Genomic DNA, 17,793 nt, shown 5'->3' on the forward strand with positions numbered 1-17,793 from the left:
TGAAAAAAAGTGGTTTACAACAGGCCTCCTCAGGCTTGAGTCAGCTCCAGAAGATCGCCCTGTTCCTCCCGGGCCATCTTCACTCAACACTGAGCCAGTCGTGAGGTTGCACCGCACAAAGTCTTCCGCATCTATGTCCCGCTTGGCAGAATTCGAAGGCGTGACGTCTGTTCGTCCTTCAGATCCGCGATCATGGTCATGCGCCGACGCGATGGCGCGGCGCTGCCATTTGACATTTAAGAGAATACAAAATATTTGCGTACGGTCTCTACTACTTCCCAAGTTCCGGAAAAGCCAGGCTCAATAATAAATTTGTCGCCTGCTTTGAGGTGAAGTGGCTGCTTACCATCGGGGGTAATCACGCAATAACCTTCTTGGAAGTCGCAGTACTCCCATTTGGTATAGGCCACGCGCCATTTACCGGGCGTGCATATCCATGTGCCCATTATCTTCGATCCATCTTCCGATGTGTACGAGTTCAGATTGACAGTGTGAGGTTCGCCTGATAGCCGTTCCCAGGTGCATGCGTCAAGAACTGGTAAAGGGGAGGTGTCGCGCAGTACAACGATTAGGTCTTTCATAGAATATGTTCGTGTGGTGATGATGTTTTAGTAGCATCACAAAATACGTCAGATGAGAGATGTCTGTGCCCGACATTAATATGCCTGTTTGCGAATCTCTGTCTGGGGCTATCCAAATGAAGGTGAACATTAAGCTGTATTTTTATCTGGTTATCAGCTCAGATGGTCGATGTTTCTAGCCTGCCATTTACAAATGGTCTGAGAGTGGTGGAAAGTGGCGATATATTGAACTACGCTTTACGTTCACCGCCGCAATAAACTAAAGTGCATGAGAGTAAAGATGCCGAAAGAATCTTATTGTAGCTATGATGAGGCTTGTCAAATAATTGCCGCGCTTGACATATGTACTGCCGGTCAATATAGGAGTCGATACAAGGAGCATCCGGGATTGCCATCAAATCCCCCAGTTTTCTTTGCGGGGAAAGGATGGGATTGTTGGTATGTGTTTCTGAATAAGGCAAAGCCAGACTTATACGAATCGTTGTCGCAAGCTCAGGCTGCAGCGAGGTTTCTAGGTGTTTCAACTCAGCAAGAATACGTGGCTCGTTATAAGGAAGACTCACGCCTGCCTTCAGATCCCGTACGGTATTACGATGAATGCAAATCTTGGAGGCATTTCTTCCAGGACGATTATGAGAAAGCTTATCCAACCTATGAAGAAGCAAAAAGCGCAGCTAGAAGGCTAGGCGTACACAACAGGAAAGAATATAAAAACCGTTACTTAGCCGATAAAAAACTGAGGTGTAATCCAAATGAAGTCTACGCGAAAACAGGTTGGGAAGGGTGGGGGGCGTTCCTTTCAGATGAGCTGGTTGCTATATACGCGAGCTATGAAGAGGCTAAGCAAGCGACAAAAAAGCTGGGGATTGTGAGTGTTCCGGATTATCGGAAAAGATATTACGAAGATCCCCGGCTCCCATCTAGCCCTGAAAAGGCTTATTCTGGCCGCGGCTGGACTAATTGGTATGATTTTTTTGATAGGCAGAAGTCTAAATTTTATCCGACCTATTCAGAGATGGAGCAGGCGGTGCATAAATTGGGAATTACGAGTAAAAAAGAGTATTTGGTTAGGCGTAAGGAAGACAAAAAATTACCCTGTGCGCCTTGGTCGGAGTACGCTTCTAAAGGCTGGGTCAGTTGGAAGTTTTTGTTTCGTTTCTTTAAGCCGCTTTTTTATAGTGATTTGGCCGAGGCTAGCGCCGCTGCTAAGCGGTTGGGGATAATAAGTGCGTCTGACTATAGAGCTAAATATAAACTGGATACTCGTCTTCCGTGCGATCCTAAGAGTCACTTTCTTCCATGGCCAGGATGGCCAAATTTCCTTGGGGTTGAGCGCGACAGGAATTACAAAACATATGAAGAAGCAAAAAAAGCTGTCGCAAATTTTGGATTTAAGTCATATGCCGAGTATAGAGACGGATATAAGCAGGATCCTCGGCTGCCGAGTGCTCCCTATCGAGCCTTCAAGCACAAAGGCTGGATCAGTATACAAGACTTTCTTTCGCTGGAAATAGCTCCTGATTATTCAGATAGCTACCCATGCTTGTGCGATGTATATGAGAAATATTTGAGATTTCAAACAAATTATGCAATACGTCGCATGGCGTTGAGGGTGCTGATAAACGGATATTTCCACGAATTAAATTTACCTGATGATCCAAAATTTTTATTATTAAGGGCTAATAAGTTTAATGCTGCGCTGTATATATCATTGATTGAGTCTCAGGCAGAGTCGCTGAGGCAGCAGATACACACGTCAATTTCGACATTTTTTCAGTGGGTTCTCGACGAAGAATGTACAGATGTCGATGGGTATGAGAGCGTCGTACTAAACGACTTCAGAAATCCGTTTTCTAGCATCCTAGCCGGATTTGCCAAAGGTTTGGGCTATTCTAAACTAGGTCAGACGAATAAACCCTCGCTTGGTTACGAGTATATTTTGAGAGCTAGAAACTACCTCGTTCCTGATTATGAGATGTCCCTATCACGACGCGTGTCCCTAAGCCAGTTAGAGCATCTCCAAGAGTTCTTCGATAGCCGCGGAGATTGGCTTGATGTCCAATTTTCGAAAATTGATGTCGATGATCCTCATACGGTATGGCGAAAGCTTGAGCGAATTGAGCGGGTTGTTGATGGGAAACGGCGTAGAGTAGTTGTGTATCAGGTATGGTCTCCGGTTCGATTTGTAGCGCTTTATACCTTGCTAAGGTTTCCCTTACGGGGGCAACAGATTCTGTGGCTGGATAGCGGAGAGGCTGACCGAGAGGTAGGAGTTGTTGACATGGAAACTGGTACAATTGAGTGGAGGAAGAATACTGGGCATCTTGCTTCGCGTGGCACCAGGAACAGTACACCTCAGGCGGCAGTTCAAAAAGGAGTAAATGGATATCCGAAGTTCTATTGCACAACCAATAAAACTGGTGCTCGTGATAAAGGATACGAAGTCGAATGGATTCCAGAGGATTTGGCGTATTGGTTGTTGGTATTGAGGGACTGGCAGGAAAGATATGCACCGCTTGATTACCCAACGCCATGGACTTCGATAAAAACACACACAGAGGTCAATAGTGAGATTTTGAAATCTCGGGGTAGCCAATGCTTTCTTTTTCGACAAGATAAAACGGGTCAGCCTATTACAACGGCAACGGCCTTCCAGACCACATTGCCTAAGCTACTTTATCTCATTCAACGGGGTGGGGAAGATCTAGCCAGGAAAAACAGTCAGTACGGACCTCGTTACCTAAGTGACTACACTCCTCACTGCTTGAGGGTTAGCCTCATCACCGCCTATATAGCGGACGGGGATGCGCCGATACATATAGTGTCGAAGCTGGTTGGGCATGCAGCGCTCGTCATGACCATTCACTATGTGAGTCTTAAGGAACACCAAATGCGGAGGCCTATGCAAGAGGCCGAGAAGCGTGCTGAATATACCGCCTGTGATGATTTGGTGCGAAACGTGCTTGCCAATGGCTTGCAATCGCAAGCTAGGAATTTGATTGCAACTGACGGGAATAGAATTTTTTTCGAAAAATCATCGACAAAATCTGCAAACGTAATTTTTGATTGGGGAATATGCCCGATGTCGGCTGCCGCCTGCAATATAGGTGGTGATCTCATTGAGAATGTATATGCCGCAGTTGAAGCTGGGTATTTAGGACAGAAAAATTGTCCTCGTTGCCGTTTCTTTGTTTCAGGGATAGCATTCTTAGGAGGATTGGTTTCATTGGCGAATGAGATGGCTCTTGAAATTCATGATGAAAGCGGTAGATATCAAGCTTATACAGCTGAACTGGATGAGTTGGAAAGCGCCTGGTACGATGCGAGCATCAAAGATCTATCTTTTGATCGGGAGCTGGACCGTAAACGTTCAGTCGCTCAACAGCAACAAAGTGCAGCAAAGCTCGAAGTGTTGTTACGTGACTATGGGGCTGTTAATCGCTACGTAATGGATTGCGTAAAAGCAATAGATCACACTGAGTCAGAAAATAGTGAGGCAGAGCTTAAGTTAGTTGTCTCGGAAGACCTGAAGGAGATGAGCTTCAGGGCCTCAGAGTCGACCTACCATCTGCTATCCGAAATCTGTCAAAATGCAACTATTTACAGATCTGCGAACCCATCTCGTGCCTTACCATTGATTTCAGAAATGATCGACAGGATGGCAGCTAATAACGGGTTGCGGCCAGCAATGTATAAGCTTACAAATGCGCAAAAGCTTGCTGCATGCAATCAGTTAAATTCGTTGCTGATGAGTCGTCTGCATTCTTGGGAAAGAATCGATAATTTGATCTCAGGGAAGTTAATGATATTGGATGTTGATGAATATCAAGCTGGTTTGACTCCCATAACATCCGAAATCAAGGCGATTTTTTCGAATTACGTATCGCTTACCTCTGGTGCGCATGGAGACGAGAATGACGAGTGAGCTTCCAGAAGTGGTATTTGAAAGGTTGATATTCGAAGCAAGTGACTCTCGACGTCGTCGAAGTCTGGAGGCGATCAACGAAGCTTGTAAGATTGCTGCGAGCCTTGAGGTAAAGGACTTCTCATACAGAGCTCTGCTGGCTATGGGACAAGCTCGCGGGTTGGCAGTACCCAGTGAAAAATCGATTGTGAATCCGACAGGGGAACATTACAGATTGCTAATCCATGCTTGGAAACAAGCATCGATGCCAGCTCCAACGCATCAATTCTCTGATGCATTATCTTGGGTCTTGAGTATCGAAGATCCGGTGCTGAAGTTAAATGTTTCTTTGCTGGTAAAGGAGTTGAAGGCGTTAAAATCAAAGATGCGTCGACAGCTTTCTAGTGGCATGACGCCCATTTTTTTAGGTGCGGTTGAAGGAAAAACACCTGAAACATACTTTCGGCTGAGGGAGGTTGAAATATCGGCGCTGAGGTTTGCAATCGATGAGGATAATCTGCGTCAGATGGGACAGATAATCGGGCCTCGTGGCGAGGTTTCGGACTCCAAGGGCCGCATCATTCAAAAACCGGGATTCAGAGATGCGATTGAAAAAGTGTTGACCTTGGAGAGGGGAGAGTAGCAAAGGGCCTTACCGGTGGCTTCGATTTAGGAAAAGGACGTTTGGGTATCCTAGAATTCTTCCCAAAAAAAGCTCAAGAAAAACAAGTTGATAACGTATTTTTGGTGGTTTTGGGATATTTTTGGTTTAACTAAGCGAGGAAGTGGCAGTATTCCCACTTGTCGTAGTTGACTTCGAACTTGCCCGGGGTGCAGATCCAGGTGCCCATGATCTTGCTGCCGTCGGCCGACAGGTAGGCGTTCAGGTTCACGGTGTGCGGGTCGCCCCCGATGCGTTTCCACTTGGTCGCGTCCACGACCGGGGTGGGGCAGGTTTCACGCAGCACGGTGATGAAATCGGACATGGCACAACTCCTGTGACTGGTTGAATGACCCGTCACCATAGGTGTTGAAGCGCCCGCGCAGTTGCCTGAAGTCGACGTCCAGGTGTCTGGCCGCGCTGTTCGCGCAGGGTCAGCCCAAACTACCGGCTAACGCGCTACCAGGCCTTGGCGCCGTTTCAAGCCCACCAGTAGCGCACGAAGTGGAAAAACACCGGTGCAGCGAAGCAGACCGAGTCGATGCGGTCGAGCATGCCGCCATGGCCTTCGATCATGTGCCCCCAGTCCTTGACGCCACGGTCGCGCTTGATCGCCGACATCACCAGCCCACCAAAGAAGCCCATGGTATTGACCGCCAGGGCCATCAAGGCGGCCTGCCAGAAGCTGAACGGCGTGATCCAGCACAGCAGCGCGCCGATCAGCGTGGCCAGTGCGACGCCGCCGACCAGGCCCTCGAGGGTTTTGGAAGGCGACAAGTTGGGCGCCACCTTGCGCTTGCCGAACAGCTTGCCGCACACGTATTGCAGCACATCGCTGAGCTGCACCACCACGATCAGCCAGGCGATGAGCAACAGGTTGCGCCCCTCGAAGCCGGGGATCTCCAGGGTCATCAGCGCCGGCACCGACGATACGCAGTACACCGCGATCATCAAGCCCCACTGGACCTTCGAAGCCCGCTCCAGAAAGCGCGTGGTGTCGCCCCCAAGGCTGGCCAGGATCGGCAGCAACAGGAACAGGTAGACCGGAATGAAGATGCTGAACAGGCCATACCAGTCCATGGCGATGAGCACGTACTGGACGGGCAGCGCGATGTAGAACGCCGCCGCCAGGGCGGGGTAGTCACTGCGCCGGGTGGGCGTGAGGGTCATGAACTCGCGCAAGGCATAGAACGACACACCATAGAACAGCACGATCACGCCGTATTTGCCGAAGACGAAGGCGATGCCGATTACCAGCACCATGACCCACCAGGCATTGATGCGGGCGTTGAGGTTGTCGATCACCGCATGGGGCCCGGGGCCTGCGCGCCACTTCAGCACACGGCCGATCACACTGGCGAGCAGCAGCAGGGCGCCGATGCCGGCGAACAGCGCGAGGGTATTGTCGTGCATGTCAAACGTCCTTGGGGGCTAGATCGAGCAGGGCTTGGCCAGCCCGCTCCAGAAAGGCTTGCTTGCTTTCGTCGGCCTGCAGGTGCAAGGGTTCGCCGAAACTCAGGGTGCATAGCAACGGCAACGGCAAGGCGCGTCCCTTGGGCATCACCCGATTGAGGTTGGCGATCCATACCGGCACCAGCTCGACCTGCGGGTGGGCCGCCGCCAGGTGATACAGGCCACTTCGCAACGGCAACAAGGGCTCATCACTGAGGTTGCGCGTGCCTTCCGGAAAGAAGATCAGCGAATCGCCCTGGGCCACGGCGTCGAGTACCGGTTGCAAGGGGTGGCCCTGGCCTTCGTCGCGATGTCGCTGGATCAGCACGCCATTGAATACCTTGCGGATGAGAAAATCGCGAATCCCCGGCTTGGCCCAGTAGTCGGCACCGGCTACCGGCCGAGTGCGACGCCGCAGCGTCTGGGGCAGCGATGCCCATAGCAGGACGAAATCGCCGTGGCTGCTGTGATTGGCAAAGTACAGGCGCTGCACCGGAAGGGGCGTGCACCCCAGCCAGAGGGCTCGCGCCCCGGTAATCAGGCGCGCGGCCGAGGTGATCAGGTAGGCGGTCAGGTTGGCGAGCATGGAACGTTCATCATCCTTTGATAGACAGTATCAGCAGGGTAGCCAAGGCCACCGTGAGTTGCAGGCCCAGGCACAGGCCCTGGCGACGCAGCAGAGCAAGCGCAGCCCGGCTGCGGACCGGCCAGGTGCGCGCATCGACTGGCTGCGGCTTGAGCCCGTGGTCGAACAACGCGCGGTCCAGTACCTGGGTGTCTGCTGCCAGGTCCTGGCTGTTGGCCAGGTGCGCGAACAGGTCGGCATCGAGTGCAACGCGGATGGCCCAGTACTTGTGCAGCATGCCCAGGCCGATGAGCAACAGGCACGGCACAAGCGACCAGGGTGACAGCGCCGCGCCAAGCAGCGGCACCAGGCCGAACCCGAGCGCCAGCAGGGTCATGCCGTCCGAGAGCCCTGCCAGTTGCCGGCCCCGGCGCAGCAGGCTGGCGACCAACACAAGGTCCACTCAGCGCACCCGTTGAGCGAGGCTGACACTGAAAATTCCCCACTCGTCGATGCGCTGGGTCACCTTGCGAAAGCCTGCCGCCTCCACCAGCTGGTCCATTTCTGCCTGGCTGCGACGACGCATCACCCAGGCCTCGCCACCCCGGTGGCTGGTCAAGGCACGCGCAATCATCTCCAGTTGCGGGTGCCACGGTTGACCGGTGTAGACCAGGTAACCGCCATCCTCCATTGCCTGTGCCAGGCCAGCCAATGAGTTGCTCACCAGGGTGTTGCTGGCGAACAGTTCGTACAGGCCTGATACCACTGCCAGCGTCGGAGACTGTTCCAGCGTCGTCAGGCTAGGGCGGTCGAAGGCATCGCCCTGGACGAAACGGGCAATGTCCCCCAGGCCCTTTTCCTGGATCAGCGCGGTGCCTTGTTGCACGTTGAGCGGGCTGTAATCGCGCAGCAGGATTGATTCTGGGCGTTGATCGACCTGTTGCAGGGCTTCGAGAATGTAGCGGCCATGGCCGGCTGCGATATCCACGATGTGCACGGGTCGGCCGGCCTCGCGTAGACGATCCATGGCCAGGCGCAGCAGTGCTTCCACATTCAGCTTGCGCTGGCGAATGCCACGCCAGCCGATGGCATTGAGGTAGTTCTGGTCGACCAGGCGGCCCAGCGCGCCTTTGCCTGCAGGCTGGTTGCGGTACACGTAGTCCAGTGTGCTGCCCGAATCGAAACCCGTGTCGAAGCCTAGCCGCACGCCGTCCGCTACCTTGCTGCCCAGGCGCAGACCGGCTCGGGTGGCGCGCCAGTAAAGCCCGCGCAGCGAGTGGCGGGGCAAGGGCGCGGCCAGGCTTTCGGCCTCGGCGCAACTGGCGCCGGTCTTGTCCGCATCGAGCAGCGAAGGCCGCTCGGCAGGGCAGGCGAAGCAGTGCTCGACGAAACGCTCGATACGCCGTAAAGCGTGTGCGCGCTCGCGCTCGCCCAAGGTGTCGTGGAAGAACCCCGGCAGCACGTGCATCTCCTTGCGCGCACTGCCCAGACGGTCGAAGAAGCGCTGCTGGGGTGCTCGCTCGACCACCAGGTCTGTACCGGAGACCAGCAGTTGCGTGGGTAGCTGGATGGCCTGGGCGTCGGCCACCACACGATCGGCGGCTTCGTACAGCCCTAGCAGCATGGTCACCGAAATGGGCCGGCTGATCAGCGGGTCTGCCTTGTACGACATGACCCGTTCCGGGTCATGGGTCAGCAGTTGTGGCTTGACGTAGCTGTTGACGAAGAAATTGCCGCGCACGGCCTTGAGCAGCTTCAGGCCAGGGCGTGCCAAGGGGACGTACAGCTTGACCTTGAACGCCGGAGACGCCAGCACCAGGCAACGCACCTTGGGTGCATAGTCATGCGCCCAGGTGGCCACCAGCACCGCGCCGACGCTCTGCGCCAGCACCACCAGGTCCTGTTCGGCCAGCCCGTGACGGGCCTGAATGTGCTCGATGAACGTCTGCACGTCGCGCACGCTGGTCGCGAAGCTCGGGCTGTCCCCGCGTGCGCCGGGCGACAGGCCATGACCGCGGGCATCCCAGGCGAAAAAGTCATAGCCCGGCATGTCCAGCTCATCGGCCAAGTGGGCGATTCGCCCGCCGTGTTCATGGCCACGGTGGAACATCACCACCGCCCGACGCGGCTGGTGTTCGTTGCGCGTGGCGGGCCAGTGGCGGTAATGCAGCTCGACACCGTCATGGGTGGAAAAATGCAGGCTTTGCGCTTGGCGCATGGTCGATATCCTTATGCGACGGGCGAAGACTCAGCGGGTTTCAGCCAGCCCGCGACGCACCCGGTTGTAGAGGGTATAGAGGCAGAGCGCCAGGACCACAAGCAGCAAACCATTGATCCAGGTACCGTCAAGCACATCCAGGGCGACACCGGTACCCAGTACACCAAAGGCGAAGGCGCGGTCGCTCTTGCCCATGGGCCCGTCATAGCGGCGCGAGGCACCTGCCAAGGGCCCCATCACGCCAGCGTATTCGCTGATCGTCGCCAGTAGCACCACCATCACCACCAGCGGCGGCCACACGCCTACCAAGAGGGCGAACGGCAGGTACAGGGCGGCATCGGCGATCACGTCGCACAGCTCGTTCAGATAGGCGCCAAGGGTGGATTGCTGGCCAAATTCCCGTGCCAGCATGCCGTCGATGGCGTTGAGCGCCATGCGCAGCAGCATCCATATGGGCACCAGGATGAACAACCCGTGAAGGTGGGGCAGGGCCGCCAGCAGCAGCCCTAGCGCAACGGAGATGACGGCAGCGGTGAGCGTGACCTGGTTGGCCGTCACGCCCCTGTCGTACAGGCGCTGCACCAGAGGCCGCAGCAGGGCCTGGAAACGGGGTTTGAGCTGGTAGATCGAGGCCACTGGCAAGTCCTTTTTGGTGGGGCGTTGTCGCGCATTCTGTTGCAGTCTTGGTGGCCGGTAAAGCCGCAGGCACCGGCGCTCTTGCCACTGACCTGGCTGCGCGACAAGAAGTTTCAGGCACACCCGGCGAATACGCTGACCAATGCCGCTGCGTAGCCTGGCAGGGCCGCAAAGTCGCGCGCGCACAACAGCAACTTCCGGTTAGCCCAGGGTTCCTGCAGTGCCATGGCCCGCAGCGGCAACACCCCTTGCCAGCGCTGCACCGCCGCCAAGGGCACGACCCCGACGCCGGCACCGCCTGCGACCATGCGCAACACGCCTTCGAAGCCCTCGGCACGAACCCTGACGCGCATGCGCTGGCCTGCACGCAGCGCCTGCTCTTCCAGGTAAAGCGCCAGGGCACTGGCCGGCCCGAGGCCGACGTGACCATGGGCCAGGCTGTCGACGAAGCGCGGCGAGGGAAGGTTGACGAGCGGGTGATCCGTTGGCGTCACCAGTACCAACGGGTCGTCGCGAAAGGGCTGCGTCTGTAGATGCTCGCTAGGTGCTGCGCTGGAGATGATGCCCAGGTCGGCCATGCCCTGGGTGATGGCCTGCACGATGCGCAAGCTCGGGTACTCCTGCACATCCACGCTCATGCCTGGGTTCTGGGCAAGGTAGGCCGCCAGCAGTTCGGGCAGGTATTGGGTCAGGGCCGCGGTGTTGCACAGCAAGCGCACCTGGCCTTGATGCCCCTGCGCGTACTGACCCAGGTCGAATTGCAAGCGCTCGACCTGCTGGGCGATGAGCCGGGCATGTTGCAGCAATGCCTGCCCGGCGGGCGTGGGGCTGACACCTCGGCGATTGCGCAGCAGGAGCGCAACGCCCAGGGACGCCTCCATGGCACGAATCCGGGCGCTGGCTGCTGGCAGCGACAAGTGGCTACGCCCAGCACCGGCGGTGATGTTTCCACACTCGACGGCGTGCCGGAATAGGGTCAGGTCAACAAGATCAAAATGCACGTGGCTCTGTCCAGGCAAGAGGCTGACCACGAATATGACAGATGTTCAGCGCGTCATGCATTGGCCATGATGGGCACATGATGACATTTACAGCGTTTTACCAAGACCTTGGCCCGCTGCTGACTGCGTTGGTGTTTGCCACCTTTGTTCTGGCAGGTGCCGTCAAGGGCGTGATCGGGCTCGGCCTGCCGACCGTGGCCATGGGGCTGCTGGGCCTGGCTCTGCCGCCCGCGCAGGCTGCTGCGTTACTGATCGTCCCATCCACCGTGACCAATCTCTGGCAATTGGCGGCAGGAGGGCATTTGCGAGCGTTGCTACGCAGGCTGGGCCCGATGCTGGCCATGATCTTTATCGGCACCTTGCTGGGCAGTGCGTGGCTGGGCATCAGCAGTGGCCCCTGGGCCGCGCATGCACTGGGAGGCGCACTGGTTCTCTATGCCGTTTATGGACTGGCTGGGCCGGCCTTGCGCATTGCCCGGAAACGGGAGGGGTGGCTCGGCCCTGTCTGCGGCCTGGCTACCGGGGTGATCAGTGCGGCCACGGGTGTGTTCGTGATGCCGGCAGTCCCGTACCTGCAAAGCCTTGGGCTTAGCCGTGACGAGATGATTCAGGGGCTTGGGCTGGCATTTACGGTGTCCACCCTGGCGCTGGCCGTGGGCCTTGCCGGGCAAGGCGCACTCGGCGGCCCGGCGCTGGGTGCTTCTTTACTGCTGGTGGTGCCCGCCCTGCTTGGCATGCAGGCGGGCCAGTGGCTGCGTCGACGCGTCAGCGCACAGGTGTTCCGCCGCTGTTTCTTCGTGGGCCTGATGCTGCTGGGCGTGCATTTGCTGATCAACGGTTAGCGGATGAGCCGCTGAGCATGTCGACCCGTTGGACCTCGAAGTCGCGCTCCAGGTAATCCATGCGCCGGTCGAAAAAAGCGGCCATGTGCGGCAGGGCCGAGTGCACATCCAGTGCCGCCTTGTTCGCCCAGACTTCGAAGAACACGAACAGGCTCGGGTCCTGCTGATCGCGCAGCATGTGGTATTCGATACAGCCGGGTTCTTGGCGGCTGGGCTCGACATAGGGCCGGAACAATTGCTCGAAGGCTTCTGCCATTTCCGGGCGTGTCTTGGCTTTGAGAATGAAGGCGTATTGCTCGTTCATGAGGTTCTCCTGCTTTGTGAGTGCCAAAGATTAAAGCAATAATCCCGGTCGATTCGTGATCTTGAGTCAAATGTATTTTGCCGTTGATTGGCTGTTTCCCAACTGCGCCTGACCTTAACCTGCCGGCAATCAGTGACCAGGTCCGGGAGGCCTCCATGAAAAACATCTTGCTACTCAACGGCGGCAAACAGTTTGCCCATTCCGCAGGCCAGCTCAATAGCACCCTGCATGAGGCCGCACTGGCGCACCTTGACCGTGCAGGTTTCGACGTGCGCCAGACCTTCATCGATGGGGGCTATGACGTCCAGGAGGAGGTGGAGAAATTCCTCTGGGCTGACGTGGTGATCTACCAGATGCCAGGCTGGTGGATGGGCGCGCCCTGGACCGTCAAGAAGTACATCGATGAGGTCTTCACTGCCGGGCACGGCAGCCTGTATGCCAGCGATGGTCGTACCCGCTCGGATCACACGCAGAAGTACGGCAGTGGTGGGCTCATTCAAGGCAAACAGTACATGCTGTCGCTCACGTGGAATGCACCGCAGCAGGCGTTCGACGAGGCTGACAACTTCTTCGAGGGCAAAGGTGTGGATGCGGTGTACTTCCCCTTCCACAAGGCGCAGCAGTTCCTGGGCATGAGCGGCTTGCCGACCTTCCTGGCCACCGACGTCATGAAGCGCCCGGATGTCCCGGCAGCGCTGGCGGCCTATCAAGTGCACCTGGAGCGGGTGTTTGGCAGGGCTCGGTAGACCTCTGCCTTGATGGCTCTGCTGGACTTCCCTTGCGCAAGCGGCTATCTAGACCCTGGCAACTCTACCCGCAGGCCTTGATGTGAAAACCCGATCCGAAGAACTCCAGGTGTTCGTCGCCGTCATCGACTGTGGGTCGATCTCTGCAGCGGCCGCGCAAATGGGCCAGACGCCCTCGGCGGTCAGCCGAACCTTGGCGCGCCTTGAGGCCAAGCTGGGCACCACGCTGGTCAACCGCACCACCCGGCGCATGGACCTGACCGAGGAGGGGCGGTTCTTTCTCGAACAGGCAAGGCAGGTGCTGCGGCAGATGGACGAGCTGGAAGAGCGCCTGGCGATGAACCGGCAGACGCCCATCGGTCGCCTGCGGGTCAACGCGGCCACGCCATTCATGCTTCACGCCATCGTGCCCTGGATAGGCGAGTTCCGGCAGCAGTACCCCGGCATCGACCTGGAGCTCAACACCGACGATTTGATCATCGACCTGCTTGAGCACAGTACCGACGTGGCCATCCGCATCGGTGAGCTGGCCGATTCCAGCCTGCACGCGCGCAACCTGGGTTGCAGCCCGGTGCAGGTGCTCGCCAGCCCGGCTTATCTGGCGCGTTACGGCACCCCCCAGCGGGTCGAGGATCTGGCCGATCACTGCCTGCTTGGCTTCAGTCAACCCGAGACGCTGAACCAGTGGCCCCTGCGCCATGCCCAGGGCGAACACTGGACCATTCGGCCTACGCTGGTCGCTTCCAGCGGCGAGACGCTGCGACAGCTGGCGCTGGCCGGGGAGGGCATCGTCAGCCTGTCGCACTTCATGACCCACGAAGACATTCGCAGCGGCCGCCTTCAGGTCGTGCTGTCCCAGGCCAATAACGGCCATCGTCAGCCCATCCATGCAGTGTACTACCGCAATACCCAGCTGGCCCTGCGCATTCAATGCTTCCTGGATTTCATCCAGCGCAAGTTGGCCATCTACGCCTGTTCAGTTGCCTGAACGCGACATCTGCTGCCTAGGGGCGGCGCGTCATGGACGATGAGATTGCACAGGCCTGACGCTTGGGTCTTACTGACGGTCCCACAAGAACAACACCCAAGGAATGTGTCATGCGTAGCGTCCCTTTCCAGTACCTGGCTCTGGCAGCCGCGCTGTTGGGCAGCTCATCGGTGTACGCCGTTGCCCTGGAGGGCGGGGCTGTCGCCGCGCCTGATCAGTATGGCGCCCAGGTAGCCGCCGATATCCTGAAAAAAGGCGGCAACGCGGTCGATGCCGCGGTAGCCACCGCATTCACGCTGGCAGTGACTTACCCCGAAGCCGGCAACATTGGCGGTGGGGGCTTCATGACGTTGTTCGTGGACGGCAAGCCCTACTTCCTTGACTACCGTGAAGTGGCGCCCAAGGCGGCCACACGCAACATGTACCTGGATGACAAAGGCGAAGTGATCGAGAACCTGAGCCTGGTGGGTGCCCGTGCTGCAGGCGTGCCAGGCACGGTGATGGGCTTGTGGGAGGCCCATCGCAAGTTCGGCAAGCTACCCTGGAGCGAACTGCTGACACCGGCCATCGGCTACGCCAAAAACGGCTTCAAGGTCGCCGACAAGCAGTATCAGTACCGCAACGATGCCCAAGGTATGTTCAAGACCGCTACCAACTTCAACGATTACTTCGGCAGCATGAAGGTGGGCGAGCTGTTCAAGCAACCCGAGATGGCCCAGACCCTCGAGCGCATCGCCGACAAGGGCGTGAGCGAGTTCTACCAGGGCAAGACCGCCGACCTGCTGGTGGCGCAGATGCAGGCCGACAAGGGGCTGATCACCAAGCAGGACCTCAAGGACTACAAGGCCGTGTGGCGTGAGCCCATGGCCGTCAGCTGGCGCGGCAATGTCGTGTACACCGCGCCCCCGCCAAGTTCCGGTGGCGTTGCCCTGGCCCAGCTGCTGGGCATCAAGGAGGACCGTGCCGCCGATTTCAAGGGTGTGGCGCACAACTCTGCGCAGTACATCCACCTGTTGGCCGAGATTGAAAAACGCGTTTTCGCCGACCGGGCCGACTACCTCGGTGACCCGGCTTTCACAAAAGTGCCCGTGGATCAGTTGGTGGCCAAGGATTACCTGGCCAAGCGTGCGGCTCAGGTCAATCCCAAGGCCATTTCCGCTACCGATCAGGTCAAGCCCGGGCTGGAGCCGCACCAGACCACGCATTTTTCCATCGTCGACAAGGCCGGCAATGCGGTCAGCAACACCTACACGCTCAACCTCGACTACGGCAGTGGCGTGGTGGTCAAAGGTGCCGGGTTCCTGCTCAATGACGAGATGGACGACTTCAGCGCCAAGCCGGGTGCCGCCAATGCGTTCGGCGTGATCGGTGGCGATGCCAATGCCATCGAGCCGGGCAAGCGCATGCTGTCTTCCATGAGCCCCAGCCTCATGACCCGTGACGGCAAAGTGGAGCTGGTGATCGGCACACCGGGTGGGTCGCGCATTTTCACCTCGATCTTCCAGGTGATGAACAACCTGTATGACTACGGCATGCCGCTGGACAAGGCAGTGGCTGCGCAGCGGGTCCACCACCAGTTGCTGCCCAAGGACACGATCTATTTCGACAGCTATGCACCGCTGACCGGGCAGGTGGCTGCTGATCTGAAAAAGATGGGTTACGTGCTGGAGGACCAAGGCTGGGAGATGGGCGACATCCAGGCCATTCGGGTCAACGGACAGACGCTTGAGACCGCGTCCGACCCGCGTGGCCGTGGGGTAGGGATGGTGGTGAAGTGAAGGGCTGATGGCGCGCCGGTTGCTGGCGCGCCGAAGTGCGAGCACTCAGCCAATGGCTGAGGCTTGCGGCAACAGCAGAGGCCGTTGTGCGGCCTCTGCTACGGGCCACCCCGCCCAACCCACTGCCTCAGGTCAAACGCGGAACCGGCTGACCAGCATCTGCAACTCGCCCCCCAGGCGCGCCAGCTCAACGCTCGACGCCGCCGTCTCGTCGCTGGCCGAGGCCGTCTGCTCCGACACATCACGCACATTCAGAATGCTGCGGCTGATCTCTTCGGCAACCGCGCTCTGCTGCTCGGCTGCGGCGGCAATCTGCTGGTTCATCGACTGGATGCTCGACACGGTGCCCGTGATGTTCTCCAGCGACTCACCGGCCTTGCGCGCCAGGTCGACACTGCTGTCGGTCAAGGCGCGGCTGCCCTGCATGGCATTGGCTACCTGCTGGGTGCCGTGCTGCAGGCTGGCGATCAGCTCCTCGATTTCCTCGGTCGACTTCTGCGTGCGCTGAGCCAGCCCGCGCACTTCGTCTGCCACCACGGCAAAACCGCGTCCGGCTTCGCCTGCACGTGCCGCCTCGATGGCCGCGTTGAGGGCCAGCAGGTTGGTCTGCTCGGCCACCGATTTGATCACGTCCATGACGCTGCCGATCTTCTGGCTTTCCTGCTGCAACGCAGTCATGGCCTCGGTGGAGCGGTGCATGTCCTGCGCCAGGCGCTCGATCTGGCTGATCGCCTCGCCCACCACCCGATCCCCGGCCCGCGCCTCGCCATCGGCACCTGTCGCCGCCTGCGAAGCCTGTTCGGCATTGCGTGCCACCTCCTGAACCGTGGCGGCCATCTCATGCATTGCGGTGGCCACTTGGTCGGTCTCGACTTTCTGGCTATTGGCACCGGCACTGGTCTGTTCGGTCACGGCCGACAGCTCCTCGGCAGCGCTGGCGATCTGGGTCACACTATCGCGAATGCCGCCGATCAGCTCGCGCAGGGTCGTGCCCATGCGGGCAATGCCTTGCTGCAGCACCCCCAACTCGTCGCGGCGGGTGACATGCAACTGTTGGGTCAGGTCGCCGCTGGCGATTTTCTCGACCGCCGCCAAGGTGTCCTGCAACGGCCGGGTGATCTGCCGGGTGATCAGGACGGCGGCCACGATACCCACCAGCAACGCCAGCAGGGTAGCGATGGTCTGCAAGGTGCGCGCCTGGCTGCTTTCGACATCGCGACGCTCCAGCTGGATCTTGTACAGCGCATCGCTGTGCTTGACGATGTCCGCGCCCTGGACCGTCATCTCGGCGCGAGCACCGGTAATGGTGGTCACGGCATCGCGGAATTGACGCGTAGCTTCACGGTAGTCGGTGACTGCGCGCTCGAGCTGTTGCACCCGGTCGCTCGGGCCGGACAGCTCGCGCTTGAGGCTATCGACCACCGCGAGCGCCGCATCGAGCTGGCGCAGAGCCGCCTGTTCATTGTCCGCCGTGTTGTCGGCGATGTAGCCGCGCACATCGATGCGCACCTGCATCAATTGCTGGCGGGCCTTGCTGATCAGTTGGTACTGCGCAAGGCGCACGCTGTCGGCCTCGGGCCGAGCCATGACTTCCTGGCTCAAGGCTTCCATGGCCTGGTCCGCCTGGCTACCGGCGCGGGTCATGGCGGCGCGTGCGGCACGACTGGCGTCGTAACCCTGGCGCATCTTGGACAGCGATACCTTGTAGGCACTGATGATGTCGCCCAGTTCGCCCAGCAGCTTGACGTTTTCGGGGCTCTTGAACGTGTGCTCCAGGTAAGCTTGCTGCTTGCTGAAGGTATCGAGCTTGGCCAGGGTATTGGCAGCCGCGGCATCATCGCCGTTGGCGATCATGTATTGCAGGCGGGCGATACGCAGGTCAGTAAGGTCCTTGTTTAACTGGCCGATGTCGCTCATCCAGTTGCTGCGGTCGATGAGACCGCCCAGGCTCGTCCAGCCCACCAGGGCCAGCAGGCCGGTCAGGATCAGCACCAGGGCGAAGCCCAGGCCGAGTTTGAGGTTGACGCTGATATTGGCAAACCAGCTGTTCATGCACGCACTCCAGAAGTTGTTTTCGCTCTCTTGATCTCCGATCGCAAGGCGTTGTTATTCTGGCT

General features: G+C 58.3%; 15 protein-coding genes and 2 pseudogenes. 6 read left to right on the plus strand and 11 right to left on the minus strand.

What is annotated here, in order from left to right:
• Nucleotides 1-236: 236 nt before the first annotated feature.
• Nucleotides 237-581, minus strand: a complete 345-nt coding sequence (locus B2Y33_RS03765; protein ID WP_080992906.1) for a cupin domain-containing protein — start codon at nucleotides 579-581, stop codon at nucleotides 237-239.
• A gap of 280 nt (nucleotides 582-861) precedes the next feature.
• Here B2Y33_RS03765 and B2Y33_RS03770 point away from each other — a divergent pair, with 280 nt between their 5' ends.
• Complete coding sequence (locus tag B2Y33_RS03770; RefSeq protein ID WP_159971676.1) at nucleotides 862-4,506, plus strand: VPA1269 family protein; 3,645 nt, start codon at nucleotides 862-864, stop codon at nucleotides 4,504-4,506.
• Entirely contained in the window at nucleotides 4,496-5,128 is a 633-nt protein-coding gene (gene gmtX, locus B2Y33_RS03775) for a gamma-mobile-trio protein GmtX (RefSeq protein ID WP_049696531.1), read from the plus strand. Before B2Y33_RS03770 ends, gmtX begins: the two co-directional genes overlap by 11 nt.
• Nucleotides 5,129-5,264: 136 nt before the next feature.
• Here the strand turns inward: gmtX and B2Y33_RS03780 are convergent.
• From B2Y33_RS03780 to B2Y33_RS03810, 7 genes and pseudogenes are all read right to left on the minus strand, one after another.
• A pseudogene (locus B2Y33_RS03780) lies at nucleotides 5,265-5,471 on the minus strand (cupin domain-containing protein); the annotation flags it as partial.
• A gap of 155 nt (nucleotides 5,472-5,626) precedes the next feature.
• Nucleotides 5,627-6,559 carry a phosphatidate cytidylyltransferase gene (locus B2Y33_RS03785; protein ID WP_023534414.1) on the minus strand — a complete coding sequence of 311 codons (933 nt, stop codon included), beginning with the start codon at nucleotides 6,557-6,559 and terminating at the stop codon, nucleotides 5,627-5,629.
• Nucleotide 6,560: 1 nt separating this feature from the next.
• Nucleotides 6,561-7,184: a lysophospholipid acyltransferase family protein gene (locus tag B2Y33_RS03790; RefSeq protein WP_027914373.1), complete on the minus strand. Its 624-nt coding sequence runs from the start codon at nucleotides 7,182-7,184 to the stop codon at nucleotides 6,561-6,563.
• Between the two features lie 10 nt (nucleotides 7,185-7,194).
• On the minus strand, nucleotides 7,195-7,626 hold the full coding sequence (locus tag B2Y33_RS03795; protein WP_206405979.1) for a hypothetical protein: 432 nt from the start codon (nucleotides 7,624-7,626) through the stop codon (nucleotides 7,195-7,197).
• Nucleotides 7,627-9,381 carry a bifunctional alpha/beta hydrolase/class I SAM-dependent methyltransferase gene (locus B2Y33_RS03800; RefSeq protein ID WP_206405978.1) on the minus strand — a complete coding sequence of 585 codons (1,755 nt, stop codon included), beginning with the start codon at nucleotides 9,379-9,381 and terminating at the stop codon, nucleotides 7,627-7,629.
• 30 nt (nucleotides 9,382-9,411) lie between these two features.
• The gene (locus tag B2Y33_RS03805) at nucleotides 9,412-10,017 is read right to left on the minus strand and encodes a CDP-alcohol phosphatidyltransferase family protein (protein ID WP_027914376.1); all 606 of its coding nucleotides are present in this window, start codon (nucleotides 10,015-10,017) and stop codon (nucleotides 9,412-9,414) included.
• 113 nt (nucleotides 10,018-10,130) lie between these two features.
• Nucleotides 10,131-11,018 carry a LysR substrate-binding domain-containing protein gene (locus B2Y33_RS03810; RefSeq protein WP_049696529.1) on the minus strand — a complete coding sequence of 296 codons (888 nt, stop codon included), beginning with the start codon at nucleotides 11,016-11,018 and terminating at the stop codon, nucleotides 10,131-10,133.
• Between the two features lie 77 nt (nucleotides 11,019-11,095).
• Between B2Y33_RS03810 and B2Y33_RS03815 the strand changes: the two genes are divergently transcribed.
• Complete coding sequence (locus B2Y33_RS03815) at nucleotides 11,096-11,860, plus strand: sulfite exporter TauE/SafE family protein (RefSeq protein WP_206405977.1); 765 nt, start codon at nucleotides 11,096-11,098, stop codon at nucleotides 11,858-11,860.
• Here the strand turns inward: B2Y33_RS03815 and B2Y33_RS03820 are convergent.
• Entirely contained in the window at nucleotides 11,850-12,164 is a 315-nt protein-coding gene (locus B2Y33_RS03820; protein WP_023534467.1) for a putative quinol monooxygenase, read from the minus strand. The genes B2Y33_RS03815 and B2Y33_RS03820 overlap by 11 nt on opposite strands.
• Before the next feature lie 155 nt (nucleotides 12,165-12,319).
• Between B2Y33_RS03820 and B2Y33_RS03825 the strand changes: the two genes are divergently transcribed.
• The 3 genes from B2Y33_RS03825 to ggt all read left to right on the plus strand — a co-directional run bounded on the left by B2Y33_RS03825 (nucleotide 12,320) and on the right by ggt (nucleotide 15,676).
• Nucleotides 12,320-12,910, plus strand: a complete 591-nt coding sequence (locus B2Y33_RS03825) for an NAD(P)H-dependent oxidoreductase (RefSeq protein WP_206405976.1) — start codon at nucleotides 12,320-12,322, stop codon at nucleotides 12,908-12,910.
• Nucleotides 12,911-12,992: 82 nt separating this feature from the next.
• On the plus strand, nucleotides 12,993-13,898 hold the full coding sequence (locus tag B2Y33_RS03830; protein WP_111475203.1) for a LysR family transcriptional regulator: 906 nt from the start codon (nucleotides 12,993-12,995) through the stop codon (nucleotides 13,896-13,898).
• Between the two features lie 110 nt (nucleotides 13,899-14,008).
• Nucleotides 14,009-15,676 (plus strand): gamma-glutamyltransferase, encoded by a 1,668-nt coding sequence (ggt, locus tag B2Y33_RS03835; protein WP_027914382.1) that lies wholly within the window; start codon nucleotides 14,009-14,011, stop codon nucleotides 15,674-15,676.
• 132 nt (nucleotides 15,677-15,808) lie between these two features.
• Here ggt and B2Y33_RS23135 read toward each other — a convergent pair whose 3' ends face one another.
• Both B2Y33_RS23135 and B2Y33_RS23140 read right to left on the minus strand, forming a co-directional pair.
• A complete protein-coding gene (locus B2Y33_RS23135; protein ID WP_371259666.1) occupies nucleotides 15,809-16,672 on the minus strand; it encodes a methyl-accepting chemotaxis protein in 864 nt (287 codons plus the stop codon).
• A pseudogene (locus B2Y33_RS23140) lies at nucleotides 16,664-17,728 on the minus strand (methyl-accepting chemotaxis protein); the annotation flags it as partial. The gene B2Y33_RS23135 and the pseudogene B2Y33_RS23140, both read right to left, overlap by 9 nt.
• Nucleotides 17,729-17,793: the final 65 nt, after the last annotated feature.

Origin of the sequence: Pseudomonas sp. UBA5666, assembly GCF_002420785.1 — a bacterium.
Taxonomy (GTDB): domain Bacteria; phylum Pseudomonadota; class Gammaproteobacteria; order Pseudomonadales; family Pseudomonadaceae; genus Aquipseudomonas; species Aquipseudomonas fulva.